Genomic DNA, 16,441 nt, shown 5'->3' with positions numbered 1-16,441 from the left:
GTACGCCGAGGTGCCGCCGAGGCCCGCCGCGACGGCGATGGAGCGGGTGACGGCCTCGGCGCTCAGGTCGTTGCGGACCCGGCCTTCGACGCGGCGGGAGATGAACGGCTCGACGAACAGCGGCAGTCGGCGCGCCGCCATGTCGTCGACCGCGCGGGCGGTGGAGTGCAGGGTCCGCAGGGAGCCGGGGTCGTCGTAGTCGACGCGCAGCAGGAGCTTGCCGGCGTCGAAGCGGAGGCGCTCGATGTCCTGCGGGCGGTGGCCGGTGAAGCGGTCGTCCATCTCGAAGGACGCGCCGGCGAGCCCGCCGCGGTTGAGCGAGCCCATGACGACCTTGTTCTCCAGGACGCCGAGGAGCAGCAGGTCCTCCAGGATGTCGGCGGTGGCGAGCACCCCGTCCACGCCGGGCCGCGACAGCGCGGTGCACAGGCGCTGGAGGAGATCGGCCCGGTCCGCCATGGCGAGGGGCCGGCCGCCGACGCCGAGGGCGCCGCGGGCGGGGTGGTCGGCGGCGACGATCATCAGACGGCCACGGTCGCCGATGAGCGGGCGGCGGACACGGCGGGCCGCCGCTTCGGCGACGGCCTCGGGGTGCCGTGCGCGCACGGACACCAGGTCGGGGATGGCGATGGTCAACTCGGGCTCCGTTCCAGGGGCGGTGCCCCTTCGGCCCCCGGGGCGCCTGACGGCTCGGGGGTGCGTGTTCGTTGGCGGGTGCGGGTACGTCGTGGTTTCTCGCGCAGTTCCCCGCGCCCCTGAAGGCTTCGGGCCTGCGGCCCGGCCTTCAGCCGAAAAGCACGGGGCGCAGTCCCCGTCGCTTTTCAGGGGCGCGGGGAACTGCGCGATCAGCCCCCACCCACCGGCGGACGACAGGCGGCCGTCCGAAGCACGGCGTCACCCGGTCCCCAGCACCTCCTCCACCTCCCCCGCCGTCGGCATCGCCGAGGAGCAGGCGAGGCGGGACGCGACGAGGGCGCCCGCGGCGTTGGCGTACCGCATGATCCGCTCCAGGTCCCAGCCGCGCAGCAGCCCGTGGCAGAGGGAGCCGCCGAAGGCGTCGCCCGCGCCGAGCCCGTTGACGACCTCGACCGGCACCGGCGGCACCTCGGCGACCGTGCCGTCGCGGTGGACGGCGAGCACCCCCTTGGGGCCCTGCTTGACTACGGCGAGTTCCACCCCCGCCTCCAGCAGCGCCTCCGCGCAGGCCCGGGGTTCCCAGACACCGGTGGCGACCTCGCACTCGTCGAGGTTGCCGACGGCGACCGTGGAGTGCCGCAGGGCCTCGGCGTAGTACGGGCGGGCGGTCTCGGGGTCCTGCCAGAACATGGGGCGCCAGTCCAGGTCGAACACGGTGGTGCCGGCCTTGTCGCGGGCCTTGAGCGCCGCGATGGTGGCGGAACGGCTGGGCTCCTCGCTCAGACCGGTGCCGGTGATCCAGAAGACGCGGGCCGCGCGGACGGCGAAGAAGTCCAGCTCGTCGGTGTGGATCTCCAGGTCGGGGGCCTTGGGGCGCCGGTAGAAGTAGAGAGGGAAGTCGTCCGGCGGGAAGATCTCGCAGAACGTGATCGGTGTGGGGTGGGCGGCGACGGGCGTGACGAACCGGTCGTCGACGCCGAACTCCGTGAGGGCTTCGTGCAGGAACACGCCGAAGGGGTCGTCTCCCGTCCGCGTGATCACGGCGGAGGTGTTGCCGAGCCGTGCCGCGGCCACGGCGACGTTGGCGGCGGACCCGCCGAGGAACTTGCCGAAGGACTCGACGCGGGCGAGCGGCACACCGGTCTGCAGCGGATACAGATCCACTCCGATGCGCCCCATGGTGATGAGATCGAAGGACTCGGCGGACTCGGGCATGCGCGTCGCTCCTCGGGTGGGGGATGCGGGCCGACCGGAGACCCGGGACGCGCCTGGGATGCGCACACACGGGGCCGGAGGTATCCCAGGTGTAGGGCCCCGGGAGAGCCGCTGTCAAGAGTTTGTACTGACATTCGGACCTGCTCGTGAAATGATGTCTTAACAAAGTCTTGACAGCTGGGTGTGCCAGGGGTTTGATCCCGTCCCAACGAAACAGCGCAGCCGGCCTACCGGCACAATGATCCGGACTTCAGGTCCGGGCCACCGCGCGGGCACCCCGCCCGACGCTGTCCCGTTCCCTTTCCCCCTGTCGCACAGTGAGGTGCAGGAAAGATGGACCGCACGTTTCAGCCCCGCTCACGCCGAGTGGCTCCCTTTTTCGCCATAGCCGCGGCCTCCGCGATGTTCATAGCCGGATGCTCCAGCAGCTCCGGCGGCAAGGAGGCCGAGGAGGGCGGGGCGAACGCCTCCGCGGGCAAGGCCGACACGCCGCAGATGACGGTGGCGCTGGTGACCCACGCCGGGCAGGGCGACACCTTCTGGGACATCGTCCGCAAGGGCGCCCAGACGGCCGCCGACAAGGACAACGTCAAGCTGGTCTACTCGAACGACCCGAACGCCGCGAACCAGGCCAACCTCGTCCAGAACGCGATCGACCAGAAGGTCGACGGCATCGCCGTCACCCTCGCCAAGCCCGACGCGATGAAGGACGTCATCGCCAAGGCGGAGAAGGCGGGCATCCCCGTCGTCGGCCTGAACTCCGGCATGGACGTGTGGAAGGAGCAGGGTCTGCTCTCCTTCTTCGGCCAGGACGAGACCGTCTCCGGTGAGGCCTTCGGCAAGAAGCTCAACGAGACCGGCGCCAAGCACGCGGTCTGCGTGATCCACGAGCAGGGCAACGTCTCCCTGGAGGCCCGCTGCGCCGGTGTGAAGAAGACCTTCAAGGGCAAGACCGAGAACCTCTACGTCAACGGCACGGACATGCCCTCGGTGAAGTCCACCATCACGGCCAAGCTCAAGCAGGACTCCTCGATCGACGAGGTCGTCACGCTCGGCGCGCCCATCGCCCTGACCTCGGTGCAGTCGGTCGACGACGCGAGCAGCAAGGCCAAGGTCGCCACGTTCGACCTGAACAAGGAGCTGACGGACGCCATCAAGGCGGGCGACATCGAATTCGCCGTCGACCAGCAGCCCTACCTCCAGGGCTACCTGGCGGTCGACTCCCTGTGGCTCTACAAGAACAACGGCAACTACAGCGGCGGCGGCGAGGCGCCGGTCCTGACGGGCCCGGCCTTCGTGGACAAGGACAACGTCGACACGATCGCCAAGTTCGCCGCGAAGGGCACCCGGTGATCTGAATGTCCCAAGCAACGGCACCGGCGGCGAGCTCCCCCTCGCCGCCGGCTCCGCCGGCCGCCCAGAAGGACGGCCGTACCGTCGAACGTTCCCTGGGCCGACGCCTGTTGGCCCGCCCCGAGGTCGGCGCGCTGATCGCCGCGATCGGTGTGTACGTCTTCTTCTTCGCCGTGGCCCCCTCCTTCCGTGAGGCCGGCTCCCTGGCGACGGTGCTCTACCAGGCGTCCGTCATGGGCATCATGGCGCTGCCGGTGGCGTTGCTGATGATCGGCGGGGAGTTCGACCTGTCCGCCGGCGTCGCGGTCACCACCTCCGCCCTGACCGCCGCGATCCTCAGTTTCCAGCTGACGGTGAACGTGTGGACGGGCGTGTTCGTCGCGCTGATCGTGTCGCTGGCGGTGGGCGCGTTCAACGGCTGGCTGCTGATCAGGACGGGCCTGCCGAGCTTCCTGGTGACGCTGGGTTCCTTCCTGATCCTCCAGGGCTCCAACCTGGCCGTGACGAAGATCTTCACCGGCAATGTGGCGTCCGACTCGATCGCCGACATGGACGGCTTCGACCAGGCCAAGAGCATCTTCGCCTCCGAGGTCACCATAGGCGGCGTCGACTTCAAGATCACGATCTTCTACTGGCTGGCGTTCGCGGCGATCGCGACGTGGCTGCTGCTGCGTACCAAGTTCGGCAACTGGATCTTCGCGGTCGGCGGCAGCCAGGACAGTGCGCGGGCCGTCGGCGTGCCCGTGAACTTCACCAAGGTGGCCCTCTTCATGGGCGTGGGCGCCGGGGCCTGGTTCGTGGGCATGCACCTGCTGTTCTCGTTCAACACGGTGCAGTCCAACGAGGGCGTGGGCAACGAGTTCCTGTACATCATCGCGGCGGTGATCGGCGGCTGCCTGCTGACCGGCGGCTACGGCTCGGCGATCGGCCCGGTCATCGGCGCCTTCATCTTCGGCATGGTCAACCAGGGCATCGTCTACGCCAACTGGAACCCCGACTGGTTCAAGGCCTTCCTCGGTGTGATGCTCCTGATCGCCGCCCTCGTCAACTTGTGGGTCCGCCGCCAGGCGACCCGGAGGTGAACCACCCCATGACACCCACGAACACGACCGCCGCCCCGTCCGACGCGACCCCCGCCACGGACACGCCGGTGGTGGAACTGCGCGGTGCGGGCAAGGCGTACGGCAACGTCCGTGCCCTGCACGGCGTGGACCTGACCGTGCACCCCGGCAAGGTCACCTGCGTCCTGGGCGACAACGGTGCCGGCAAGTCCACCCTGATCAAGATCGTCTCGGGTCTGCACCAGCACACCGAGGGCGAGTTCCTGGTCGACGGCACCCCGGTCCGCTTCACCACCCCCCGCGAGGCCCTGGACGCCGGCATCGCGACGGTCTACCAGGACCTGGCCACGGTCCCCCTGATGCCGGTGTGGCGGAACTTCTTCCTCGGCTCGGAGATGACGAAGGGCCCCTGGCCGATCCGCCGCCTCGACATCGAGAAGATGAAGCAGACCGCGGACGCCGAACTGCGCAACATGGGCATCGTCCTGGACGACCTGGAGCAGCCCATCGGCACGCTCTCCGGCGGCCAGCGCCAGTGCGTGGCGATCGCCCGCGCCGTGTACTTCGGCGCGCGTGTCCTCATCCTCGACGAACCCACCGCCGCCCTCGGCGTCAAGCAGTCCGGTGTGGTCCTGAAGTACATCGCCGCCGCCCGCGACCGCGGCCTCGGCGTCATCTTCATCACCCACAACCCCCACCACGCCTACATGGTCGGCGACCACTTCAGCGTCCTGCGCCTCGGCACGATGGAACTCTCCGCCGCCCGCGACCAGGTCACCCTGGAGGAACTCACCAACCACATGGCGGGCGGCACGGAACTCGCGGCCCTCAAGCACGAACTGGCCCAGGTCCGCGGAGTGGACGTCGACGAACTCCCGGAGGAGAAGGACCTGACGGCTCCGGGGGCTTCGACGAAGGACGGGGCGGCGTAACACCCGACGGGCCCCCGGACCCGCACGACGACAACGGCCGTGTCGTCAGGACGACTTTCCTGACCGACGGCTCCTCCCATCGAGGAGCCGCCAGGAGAGACTTCCTGATGATCACGGCCGTTCGTGCCGTTGGCCGCCGCTTCGTCCGGAGCTTGCGAGGTGCGACGGAAACACGGGCGATGTAGCGGAAACCGTCCTCACCGCGGTGTAATGAGCCATCAACTCCCTTTCCGTGCGGCTGCGTCCGGTACGACCCACTCCGGCAGGAGTCCGGCCGTCGGCAGTGGCTATCGCGTTCCGCTTCCGGAGAGCACCCAGCTTGCCGGACTCGGGACCCCTGGGAGCTTCGAGATGGGTGTTACGGGGGAGGGGAAAAGCGAGTCCATGGTTCAGGCTGCTTCCCAGGAAGTACAGTTCTCGGATTCTTCTGATCCTCACGTGTTCTATATGAGTTACGCTCGAACGCCCTGGAAGGGGGTTCGGGGCAGGAGAGGCCCGTCGGATCTGGCGCTGGAGGAGTTCTACACCCTTTTATGCGGCAACATCATGCAGTTGACCGATCATGACGGTGTGGAACCGCCGGGCTTCCTGGACCAGGGAATGGATGTCGGGGCCGGCTGGGAGAACCGGATCAAGCACGCTCTGGCTACCTGTCGGGTCTTCGTTCCCGTCCTCAGCACCCGCTACTTCACTCTGGAATGGTGCGGCAAGGAATGGGACGCCTTCGCGCGACGACAGAAGGAGCAACTCCGGACCCGGCCGTACACGGGAAACGCGATCGTCCCTGTCCTGTGGGTGGGGGAGCAGCATCTGACCATGCCGCCGGTGGCGGCGCAGGTGCAGTACGCCATCCCTGATCTGGACAAGTCATATCTGCAAGCCGGTCTCTACGGACTCAAGCAGGCCGGTCGCCGCGCCCTGTACCACCGTACGGTGTGGTCACTCGCCGAGACGATCGTGAAGGTGGCTCAGCGGACCAGCCTTCCGCCGTGCGACGTCCAGCTGTTCCAAGACCTCCGGAATGTGTTCGAGGGGGAATAGCGGGATGCCGATGTTCGTCATGCCAGTAGTGACGGAGCCGTCCGGGGTGATCCGAGATCCGATTCGACCTTGTCCCGACAGCGCGGCAGGCGGCAGGGACAACGGGCCATCGAGCGACGGACGTCGCATGGAGGGCAGGTCATGAGCGGCGAGGACGCGCGCAGGATCATCACGTTCTACGCGTACAAGGGCGGTGCGGGAAGGACGATGGCGCTCGCCAACACCGCGTGGATCCTGGCCTCCTCGGGTAGTCGGGTGCTGGTGGTCGACTGGGACCTCGATGCTCCGGGGCTGGACCGTTTCCTGCATCCATTCCTGAACGAAAGGCAGCTGCGCGAGACTCCCGGAGTCCTGGAGTTGGTGAGTCGGTCGACCCACTTCATGGCTTCCGGGCAGGGCGGTTCCGGTGAACTCGCGCAGCAGACGGGACCGGGATCGCAGTATCCCGGACCGGTCGACCTGTGGGCCTCGGACGGCATCACCCTCAACAGTTATGTCATCCAGGTCGATTGGGACTTCCCCAGGGGCGGCCATCTCCACTATCTGCCGGCGGGCACGAAGAACCTGGGTTACCTCGCGGCGTTCTCACAGTTCGACTGGAAGCACTTCATGGAGGGCCCGCTCGCCACGAGATTCCTCGACGGGCTGAAGCGTGAGTTCCTGGAGAACTTCGACTATGTCCTCATCGACAGCCGTAGCGGTCTCAATGACATCGCGGACATCTGCACGGTCAGTCTGCCGCACACCGTGGTCACCTGCTTCACTCCGAGCAGTCAGAGCATCGAGGGCGCGGCCGGTGTCGCCGAGCGTATCGACGGCATGCTGTACGGCAACCGTGACATCCGGATCCTGCCGGTCCCCATGCGTGTGGAGAACGCGGAGGCGGACCGGCTGGACGCTGCCCGGGGCCAGATCCAGTACCGATTCGACCGGATCGTGCGCAAGCACATCCCCGAGCGGGACCCTGAGGACTACTGGGGCAGCGTGGAGATCCCCTACCGCCCCCTCTACTCCTACGAGGAGACACTCGCTCCCTTTCGTGAGCAGCCGGGCGACCCCAGCAGTCTGCTGTCCGCCTACGAGAGACTCACGGCGGCCATCACCGACGGCCAGGTCGATTCCATGCCGCGCATCGAGGAGTCGCTGCGCCGCAAGACCCTGGACCGGTACACCCGCCACTGGCCGTCGCGCATCTCCGACGTGTATCTGAGTTTCGTGCCCCAGGACCGGAGCTGGGCCGACTGGGCCGGCGCGGTCCTGGAACAGGCCGGCTTCAAGGTCCACATGGCGCAGGGGAATCCGACCGACGGCGAGCAGGCGCGGGAGGAGATCGAGCGAGGCGTGGAGGCAGCCTCCTACACACTCATCATCTTCTCCGAGGACTACCTGAGGTCGTCCAGATACCGGGCCACCTGGGAGGCGGTCTACGCGGAGAGCGACCGACGCACTCACCCACTCGTCTCGATGCAGGTCGACCAAGGGGTGGCGCTGGAACCTCCCTTCCGAGAGCGGCTCGCCGACATGACACGCTGCGACAGCGGCGAGACCGGCCGTGCGGCTCTGCTGACCTGGTTCGGCAGAGGTGGGGAGTCGCTGTCCCGCGGTCACTTCGCCGGCGCTGAGTCCAGGTTGCCCCGCTTCCCGCGGACGGAGCCGCGCGTCTTCGGTGTACCGCTGCGCACGGCATCCTTCACCGGCCGTACGGAGCTGTTGGAGGGCATCCGGGAAAAGCTCTGGAAGGGCGACTCGCGGGCCCTTGTGCTGAAGGGAATGGGCGGGGTGGGCAAGACCCTCCTGGCGCAGGAGTTCGCCTACCGCTACAAGAGCGACTACGACGTCGTCTGGCACATCCAGGCCGAGCAGAAGATGCTGGCCGTGGAGCGATACGCGGGTCTGGCCGAGCATCTCGGACTGCCGGAACGCGCGAACCCGACCGACACCGGCGAAGCGGTGGCCAGTTGCCTCAATCATGGGGACAGCCAGGAGAGTTGGCTGCTGATCCTGGACAGCGTTCCAGAGCCCGATCACCTCCCCGAGTTCATGATGGACGGCCGACGTGGCCACATCCTCGTCACGAGCCAGCGTGCCGAGGGCTGGGGGCGGTTCGTGGACACCCTCGACGTCCCCGTCTTCGAGCGGCGCGAGAGCATCGCCCATGTGCACAGCCGACTGCCCGACTGCGGTTGGGCGGAGGCTGACCAGATGGCCGATGCCCTGGGCGACCTGCCGATCGCCATCGAACGGGCAACGGCGTTCATCGAGCAGACCAGAGCCGAAGTACGCGACTACATCGAGCAGATCCAGCCTCAGGCCGCCGACGACCCTGATGACAGGACGGTCGGGGAGGTCGTCAAGAACACCTGGGAGTTCGCGCTCGGGCAACTGCGGGAGAAGTTCCCCTCAGCGGTGAAGCTCTTGCAGATCTGCTCGTACTACAGCGCCGAGCCGATCTCCATGGATCTGCTGGAGGGTTTCGAAGTCTCCCGTGCCCTCGGCGGGGTCCGTACGGTCTCACGCGCGTACAAGGAGCTGAGCCGCTTCTCGCTGGTCACCGTCGACCGTAAGGCGCGGAGCGTCACGGTGCACCGGATGATGCAGGCCGCCATGCGGAGGGAGATGACCGACGCGGAGCGTGAGGCGGCGCAGGAGGTCGTCCACCGCTCACTGATCGCCGCCAGGCCCAGCTGTGACGACCCCGAGAACCCCCAGACCTGGGAGAACTACCGGATCATCTGGCCGCATCTGGGCACCCCGTGGGCCGAGACCTCTCCTGATGAAGGCATCAAGGAACTGTTCGTGGACCGGGTCCGCCAGCTGCGCCGTCGGGGCGAGCTGAGCCAGGCGATGGCCTACAGCCTGAAACGCGTCGCCGCGTGGTCCAACGACGGGGCGGTGGACGAACGCTGGACGCTGCACATGCGCTTCCAGATCGCCAACATTCTCCGAGCACAGGGCCGGTACGAGGAGTCACTCGCCCTGGACCAGGAGGTTCTGGAACGGCAGCTCGAAGTGCTCGGCGACGTGGACGACCAGCACATCCTGATGACCACCAGCAGCATCGCTGCCGACCTGCGGGGCCTCGGCCGGCTGTCGGAAGCGCTGCGCTACGACGAAGAGACGTACCAGCGCTACGAGTTGGTCTATGGCGAGGACCACGCGAGGACGCTGAGCGCGGCCAACAACCTCGCTGTCGCCCTGAGACTGTCCGGGGAGTACAAGCGAGCCCGTGCCCTCGACCGCAGGACATTGGAACTGCGCGAGGCGATTCAGCTCCACGACCACCCCCTCACCATCGAATCGGCGGTGAATCTGGGCCGGGATCTGCGTGACTGCGGCGACTACGAGGAATCCGTCACGCTGCTGAGCCGCGCCTACCAACGCTGTCTGCGCAACCCTCGTCTCACCCAGGGCTCGCCGACAGTGCTGAACACGGCGAAGGGCTTGGCCGGTTCATTGAGGCAAGCGGGAAAGGCCGCGGAGGCGGAAGAACTGGTCCGACACGTGCTCCGCAGCACACCCGAGTGGGAGAGGGGAGCCACCTCGGAGCGGTCGGTGCTGGAGATGGGCCTGGCCTGTGACTTAGCCGCTCAGGGACGTGTCGACGAAGGGCTGACCCTGATTGGCCGGGCCCTGCAGGACCTCAGGGAAACGCTGGGGGAGACGCACTCCCACACCATCGCCTGCTCGGTCAATCACGCGGTCCTACTGCTGGACGGCGGTGCGTCCCCGCGTCCTGAGGCTGCGGCCGAGGCCAGGGAGCTTCTGCGCCTGGCCCGGGAGAGATTCGCTCAGCTCAACGGTGAGCATCACCCCCTCGTACTGACCTGCCGTGCCAATCTGGCTGTCGCTGAAGCGGCATTGGGAAACTGGGATGAGGCCCGGAAGGCCGGCACGGAAGCGTACGAGCTGCTCAAGGAAGTACTTGAACCGACTCATCCGTCGACGTTGACGTCTTCGGGGAACCTCGCGGTGATCCTCAGCCATCTGGGCAATGCCGACGATGCCCGCCGGCGGCACAAGGACACGTTGGCGGCACTCATCCAGCGCATCGGCAGAGAGCACCCCCGCGTGGTGACCCTCCAGTCATGGAACCTCAGCTGCCTTAACTGGGAGCCGCACCCGATCTAGTCCGCATGACGAACCCCAGCCGCTCGTACAGGCCGACCGCTTGAACCATGTTCTCGACAATGTGGCCCACGTGGAGCGGGGCCACCATGCGCCACTGGAGCACTCGACGGTCCCCTGGATCGTCTCTGCGCCAGCGCGTGCGAGGAGGGGAGAGGGCCGTATGGGGCGGGTCGGGTGACGTCATCGGGTGCGGACGGGTGATGGCGTCCGGGCAGCCGGGTGATCGCAACCGTCGCCCGGTGCGGCGTGCCCGGGTCTTCCCGCGCGGTGACTGATCGTTTTGTCGGTCAAGAGGATCTCCGGCTTTCTGTCGCCTTGTGCCACCGGGATGGGTCATGCGCCTCAGCTCCAACGCCCCGCCGCTCGTCGCCCCCGTCACCGCGCCGCCCGCCGCATCGCCGGCCCTCGCCCCGCTGGCCGTCGTGGCAGGAGCGTTCACACTCGCCCAACTCGTCCTCGTCCCACCGGGGATGGGGCTGGGCTGGGACGAGTCGGTGTACGTCAGTCAGGTCAGCCCGCACGCCCCGGCCGCGTTCTTCAGCGCGCCCCGCGCACGCGGCGTCCCGCTGCTCGTCGCACCGGTCGCCGCGTGGTCGACGTCCACCGAGTTGCTGCGGGTCTATCTGGCGGTCCTGTCCGGGGCCGGGCTCTACCTCGGGCTGCGGGTGTGGCACGGGCGGTTCCCCCCACGGGTGCTTGCGTTCGCGGGGGCCCTGTTCGCCACCCTGTGGGTGACCCTTTTCTACGGGCCGCAGGCCATGCCCAACTACTGGGTCGCCATCGGCGCCCTCGTCACCGCCGGATGCTTCCTCCAAGCCAAGGCCCAGGCAACCACCCCTCCGTACTTGCTCCGCCCTACGCCCCTCTGGGGCGCCGCCGCCGGCACCGCGCTGATGGCCTGGATGCGGCCCACGGACGCCGTGTGGGTCTCCCTGCCGTTGCTGTTCCTGCTGGTCGGGGCGCGCCGGTGGTGGCGGCCCCGGTTGGCGGCGGCGATGGCGGCCGGGCTGGGTACCGGCGCGGGGGCCTGGGTGATCGAGGCGTACGCCCGGTACGGGGGGCTCGTCCAACGGCTGGACGACGCGTCCCGGGTCCAGGGCGGACTGGGCTGGCACATCGCCGTCGACGACCAGCTGCGCAGCCTGGTGGGGCGCACGCTGTGCCGTCCCTGCACCGGGGAACTGCCGCACGTGGCGATCTACGCCTGGTGGTTCGCCGTGCCGATGCTCGCCGCGGTCGGGGCGGCCGTGGCCGTCCGGGCACACCGCCGGACGCCCACCCTGGTCCTGCTGGCCTGCGCCACGACCGCCGCCCTGCCCTACCTCTTCTTCATCGGATACGCCGCGCCCCGGTTCCTGCTCCCCGCGTACGCCCTGCTCGCGATCCCTCTCGCCGACGGCCTCCTGAGCCTGGTCACCGGGCCGGGCGGGGCGTGGCGGCCGGTGGCGGGGACGCTCGTGGCGCTGGCGCTCGTCGCGCACCTGGGGGTGCAGTACACGGTGTTGAAGCGGACCGTCGACCGCACCAGCGCCTCGCACCGCGACTGGGACCGGGTCGCCGCCGACCTGCGACGGCTGGGCGTACGGCCGCCGTGCCTGCTCACCGGCGACCACGCCATCCCCATCGCCTTCTACGCCGGCTGCGCCTCCGCCGCCGTCCGCGGCAACAACGCCAACATCACCCGCGAGGGCATCCTGCGCACCGCCGAACGCGTCCCGGTCGCCACCCTCGTGGCACGGGACGGCACCCCGCCCGCGTACGCCCGGTCCTGGCCCGCCCACGAGGTCGCCGGGTTCCGGCTGCACGTGGCGCCGAGGGGGCGCTAGGGGTGTTTCCCCTGGTGGCCGGTCCCTCTGGTCGAGGGCGGCGATATGGTCCCGCCTCGCCGCGGGGCGGTCTCACCTGGGCCCCGTCCGGCGGTGCGATCCGCCCCGGAACTCCCGCGGGCGGCGGCGGGCCCCGGAGGTGTTGCCCGCCTTCACCACCAGCGCGCCGAGCGCCACGAACAGCACCGCCAGCAGCAGACAGGCCACGGTGACCCGGCCGTAGCCGCCCACGCCCCGGTCCGGGTCCAGGAACGGGTACGCGTACCAGTCGGTCACCGCGCCCCGGACCAGGCTGTAGCCGACGTAGAGGAGGGGGAGGAGCAGCCAGGACGCGGCGCTCGGGTAGCGGACACGGCGGCGTGGCGGGTCCACCAGCCAGTCGGCGATCATGACCAGCGGCAGCGCCTGGTGCAGTACATGGTCCGCCCACGACGGCATCAGCGTGTCGTGGAACTCGGTGTCGACCAGCCCGAACACGAACCCGCTGACCGCCATGTACAGCACCACCGCACCCCGCACCATGTCCGGCACCCCGCGCCCGCCCCGCGTGTCGCGCAACCCCGTGGCGCCGGAGGCCAGCAGGACGACGCACGCCGCCATGGCGCTCAGGATCGTGAAGTGGCTGAAGAAGTCCGTGAGGCCGGTCGCCGGCGTCGCGGCGTCGTGCCCCGCGAAGCCCAGGGCCACGGCCGACAGGACGGCCAGGGCGATACGTGACAGGGAGAGAGCGAGCGTCATGCGCCCAGAGGTACGGGCGGACCGGGCTCCCGGCCCGCATTGGTCCGTCCGAGGGCGCCGCCCCCGGCCGTCGGTGCGGTGGCGGCAGGCCTCAGGACGCGGAGGTGATGAAGCCGTCGCTCACCTTGTCGAATACGGGACGGTACGTGTCCCACTCCAGGTCCGGTGCCGAGAGATAGATGTCGTACTCCCGCTGGCCCGCACGCCCGAAGCCGAGGTCGATGGCGCGGAAGGTCCGGGCCCGCCCCCGGAAGGTGAAGTCCCAGACGGCGGCCGGCTGCCCCCGCAGCGTCGTCTTCTGCATGCGCAGCTTGCGGTACGAACCGGGGTAGTTGCGCTTGGTGTTCGCCTCGATGTCCTTGAAGTGGGCCATGGGGTGCGAACCGGCTGGGTCGACCACGCCGATCTCGAGGCGGGCGAGGCCGGTCCCGTCGATGTAGACGACTGTTTCCGAGGTCCGCTGCGAGACCTTCCAGCCGTCCGGGACGGGGAAGGACACGTCGAGGCTCTTGTCCTTGACCAGGTGGTAGCCGTCGGGCAGGGGAGGGGGCGAATACGACGAGGTGGCGGAGCCGCCCGCGCCGTCCGAAGAGGCCTTCGAATCGGGGTTCGACGCCACGTAGAGGGTGGCCCCGATCACCGTCGCGGCCACGGCCACGGCGACGGCGAGCGTGACGAGGACGCGACGCCGCGGTCGACGTCCACGGCCCGCGGGGGCTTCCCGGTCCCGGTGCGGCCCCTGACCGGGCCCCCGACCCGGCCCCGATCCCGATCCCGATCCCGATCCCGGTTCCGGCTCCGGTCCCGTTCTCGTCAGGGTGTGCCGGCCCGCCAGGGTGGCGTGCCGGCCGCCCGTGTCACCGTGCGGCCCGTAGGGCCCTGCGGTGCCCGTGGCGGACGGCCCGGGCAGTGTGGTCGTCGTCGTGTCGGACAGCACGGCTCGCAGTGCCTGCTCCGTCTGCTCCGCGGTGGGCCGTTCCTCGGGGTCCTTGGCCAGCAGGGCCTCGATGAGGGGTTCCAGGGCGCCGCCCTGCCTCAGGGGCTCCAGCGGGTCGACGGCGATGGCGTACGCGGCCTCCATCGCGGTCAGACGGCGGAACGGCGGGCGGCCCTCCACCGCCTGGTACAGCGTCGCGCCCAGCGCCCACAGGTCCGAGGCGGGGCCGGGCTTCTGGCCACGAATGCGTTCCGGGGCCATGTAGTGGATGGAGCCGACCATCTCGCCGGTCTTGGTGAGCGTCGAGGCGTCGGCCGTCATCGCGATGCCGAAGTCGGTGAGGACGACACGGCCGTCCGCGCCGAGCAGGACGTTGCCGGGCTTGACGTCCCGGTGCAGTACCCCGGCGGCGTGCGCGGCGCGCAGCGCGGCGATCATGCCGAGGCCGATCCGGGCCGCCTCCTCCGGCGGCACGGTCCGGCCGTCGGTGAGGAGGTCGGCGAGGGTGGGCGCCGGGACGTACTCCATGACGATGCAGGGCCGGCCGTCACCGTCCATGACGTCGTCGACGACGTCATGGACGACGATCACATTGGGGTGCGCGACGCGGGCGGCGCTGCGGGCCTCGCGGCGCGTGCGCTCGTACAGCCTGGCCAGATCGTCGAGGGCCAGGTGCGGCTGCACATGGAGTTGCTTGAGGGCGATCTGACGGCCGAGGACCTCGTCCTCGCCCCGCCACACCGTGCCCATGCCGCCTCGGCCGATCTGCTCCGTGAGCCGATAGCGCCCGGCGACGAGCCGCCCTACGTCCGACACCACGTGCCTCCGCCAGCCCTGCGTACGTTCGATTCGCGACGTCACCCTATCCGGCCGGGTGCGCGGGCCCGGTGGCCGGTTCCGGTCCCGGCGCGTCAACCCCGGTGAGCCGGGGGACGCGTCAAGGGGAGCGGGGGCTCCGCCGGTGCGGCGTTCCGGGACCGGGAGGAGCCCCGGGAGCCTCAGGACGCGCACCCCCTCGGCGTTCCGGCGTAACGTCGAGAAGGTGGACCTCACGGCTGACGGTCTTGTGTCCCGTGTCGCGCGCGAGCTCGGTTCGAAGGCGGACGAGCTGATCGCCGAGGTGGAGTGGTGCCTGCGCAGTGAGCTGCCCGACCTCTGGGAGTACTCGGACGCCATGACGTCGGAGAACGTCGCGCAGCACGTCGTCGTCGTCCTCTCCGCACTCGAACACGGTGTCGATACCAGTGCCCTGGAGCAGCCGATCGCGGAGCTGACCCGCGTACGCCGACTGGCCCGGCACGGCGTGCCCGTCAGCGTGGTGCTGCGGGCCTTCCGCCTGGGGCAGGGCGTCATGCTCGACCGGCTGCTCGAAGGGATGGCCCGGCTCACGGACGACGCCACGCTGATCAGCGAGGCCGCCCGGCGACTCATCGTCACGGCCACCGGGTACGTGGACCGCACGTCGGAGCAGGGCGTGATGGCGTACGAGGAGGAACGGGACCGGCGGCTGCGGGGGCGACTGTCGATGGTGAACGAGGCGAGCGTGCGCATCGGTACGACTCTGGACATCGCCCGCACCACCCAGGAACTCGCGGACTTCGCCACACAGCCGCTGGCCGGCCTGGCCGACCGTTCCTTCGCCGACCTGGTCACCGTCGACCTCATCGACTCCGCGCTGCACGGCCACGACGCCCCACCGGAGGACCCGCTCGTCCTGCGCCGCCTCGCCCGGAGGACGTCGGCCACGCCGGAGGAACAGTCCGGGTCCGGGGCCTCCGGGGCCTCCGGGGATGGGTCAAGCGCCGGGTCCGCCGGGTCCGAGCTCGGTCGCGGGGTCGCCGTCGAGCAGGGGGTCGCCGTCGAGTCGGCGACGAAGGTCGCGCTCCCGCAGCCGCACACCTTCCCCGCCGGTTCGCTCCCGGCCCGCGCCCTCGCCACGGGGCACCCCTTCCGGCACCGCCTCGACGGCGAGCCCCCCGACCTGATCCATCCGGACCGACCGGTCCCCCGGGGGGCGGCGGCCCCTCCGGTGCCGTCCGCCCCGTCGCCCCCGTCGCCCCCGTCGGCGCACTCCATGCTGGTCGTGCCGTTGCGCGCCAGGGGCGCCACCTTGGGGGTGGCACAGTTCTTCCGCGGCCCCGCGTCCGACCCGTTCGACGACGAGGACCTGCTCCTCGCCCAGGAGATCGCGGCGAGGGCGGCGGTCGCCGTGGACAACGCCCGCCGGTACACGCACGCCCGCGCCACCGCGATCAGCCTCCAGCGCAGCCTTCTCCCGTCCCGTACGCCACCGCAGTCCGCCGTCGAGGTCGCCTGCCGCTACCGGCCGGCCGGTGACCGGGCGGGCGTCGGCGGCGACTGGTACGACGTCATCCCGCTGTCCGGGGCCCGCGTCGCCCTCGTCGTCGGCGACGTCGTCGGCCACGGGATCCACGCCGCCGCCACCATGGGCCGCCTCCGCACCGCCGTACGCACCCTCGCCGACATCGACCTGCCCCCCGATGAACTCCTCACCCACCTGGACGACGTCGTCATCCGCCTGTCCGCCGAGGCGGAGGGGGAGGGGGAGGGGGA

At 69.8% G+C, this 16,441-nt stretch carries 11 protein-coding genes; 7 read left to right on the top strand and 4 right to left on the bottom strand.

Annotated elements, in window-relative coordinates; genetic code table 11:
• Both AOK15_RS22915 and iolC read right to left on the bottom strand, forming a co-directional pair.
• Positions 1 to 636 (bottom strand): Cgl0159 family (beta/alpha)8-fold protein (locus tag AOK15_RS22915; RefSeq protein WP_055519858.1); only part of this gene is annotated, 636 nt, incomplete at its 3' end.
• 258 nt (positions 637 to 894) lie between these two features.
• The gene (gene iolC / locus AOK15_RS22910; protein ID WP_055519856.1) at positions 895 to 1,851 is read right to left on the bottom strand and encodes a 5-dehydro-2-deoxygluconokinase; all 957 of its coding nucleotides are present in this window, start codon (positions 1,849 to 1,851) and stop codon (positions 895 to 897) included.
• Between the two features lie 333 nt (positions 1,852 to 2,184).
• On the opposite strand from iolC, the gene AOK15_RS22905 reads away from it, so the two are divergent.
• The 6 genes from AOK15_RS22905 (at position 2,185) to AOK15_RS22880 (ending at position 12,192) form a co-directional block, all read left to right on the top strand.
• Complete coding sequence (locus AOK15_RS22905; protein ID WP_055519854.1) at positions 2,185 to 3,204, top strand: sugar ABC transporter substrate-binding protein; 1,020 nt, start codon at positions 2,185 to 2,187, stop codon at positions 3,202 to 3,204.
• Positions 3,205 to 3,209: 5 nt separating this feature from the next.
• A complete protein-coding gene (locus AOK15_RS22900) occupies positions 3,210 to 4,286 on the top strand; it encodes an ABC transporter permease (protein ID WP_055519852.1) in 1,077 nt (358 codons plus the stop codon).
• Positions 4,287 to 4,294: 8 nt separating this feature from the next.
• Complete coding sequence (locus AOK15_RS22895) at positions 4,295 to 5,197, top strand: ATP-binding cassette domain-containing protein (RefSeq protein WP_055519850.1); 903 nt, start codon at positions 4,295 to 4,297, stop codon at positions 5,195 to 5,197.
• A gap of 447 nt (positions 5,198 to 5,644) precedes the next feature.
• A complete protein-coding gene (locus AOK15_RS22890; RefSeq protein WP_240508554.1) occupies positions 5,645 to 6,238 on the top strand; it encodes a TIR-like protein FxsC in 594 nt (197 codons plus the stop codon).
• 141 nt (positions 6,239 to 6,379) lie between these two features.
• Complete coding sequence (fxsT, locus tag AOK15_RS22885; RefSeq protein WP_055519848.1) at positions 6,380 to 10,366, top strand: FxSxx-COOH system tetratricopeptide repeat protein; 3,987 nt, start codon at positions 6,380 to 6,382, stop codon at positions 10,364 to 10,366.
• 335 nt (positions 10,367 to 10,701) lie between these two features.
• Positions 10,702 to 12,192 (top strand): hypothetical protein, encoded by a 1,491-nt coding sequence (locus AOK15_RS22880; protein WP_055519846.1) that lies wholly within the window; start codon positions 10,702 to 10,704, stop codon positions 12,190 to 12,192.
• Positions 12,193 to 12,264: 72 nt separating this feature from the next.
• Here AOK15_RS22880 and AOK15_RS22875 read toward each other — a convergent pair whose 3' ends face one another.
• Both AOK15_RS22875 and AOK15_RS22870 read right to left on the bottom strand, forming a co-directional pair.
• Positions 12,265 to 12,930: a Pr6Pr family membrane protein gene (locus AOK15_RS22875; RefSeq protein ID WP_055519844.1), complete on the bottom strand. Its 666-nt coding sequence runs from the start codon at positions 12,928 to 12,930 to the stop codon at positions 12,265 to 12,267.
• 91 nt (positions 12,931 to 13,021) lie between these two features.
• Positions 13,022 to 14,683, bottom strand: coding sequence for a serine/threonine-protein kinase (locus AOK15_RS22870; RefSeq protein WP_205632206.1), 1,662 nt, complete (start codon positions 14,681 to 14,683; stop codon positions 13,022 to 13,024).
• 226 nt (positions 14,684 to 14,909) lie between these two features.
• Here AOK15_RS22870 and AOK15_RS22865 point away from each other — a divergent pair.
• Positions 14,910 to 16,441 (top strand): PP2C family protein-serine/threonine phosphatase (locus tag AOK15_RS22865; protein WP_157870342.1); only part of this gene is annotated, 1,532 nt, incomplete at its 3' end.

Source organism: Streptomyces ossamyceticus (assembly GCF_001418475.1).
GTDB lineage: Bacteria > Actinomycetota > Actinomycetes > Streptomycetales > Streptomycetaceae > Streptomyces > Streptomyces ossamyceticus.
The sequence above is the reverse complement of the archived record's forward strand: the minus strand, read 5'-3'. Positions and strand labels throughout refer to the sequence as shown.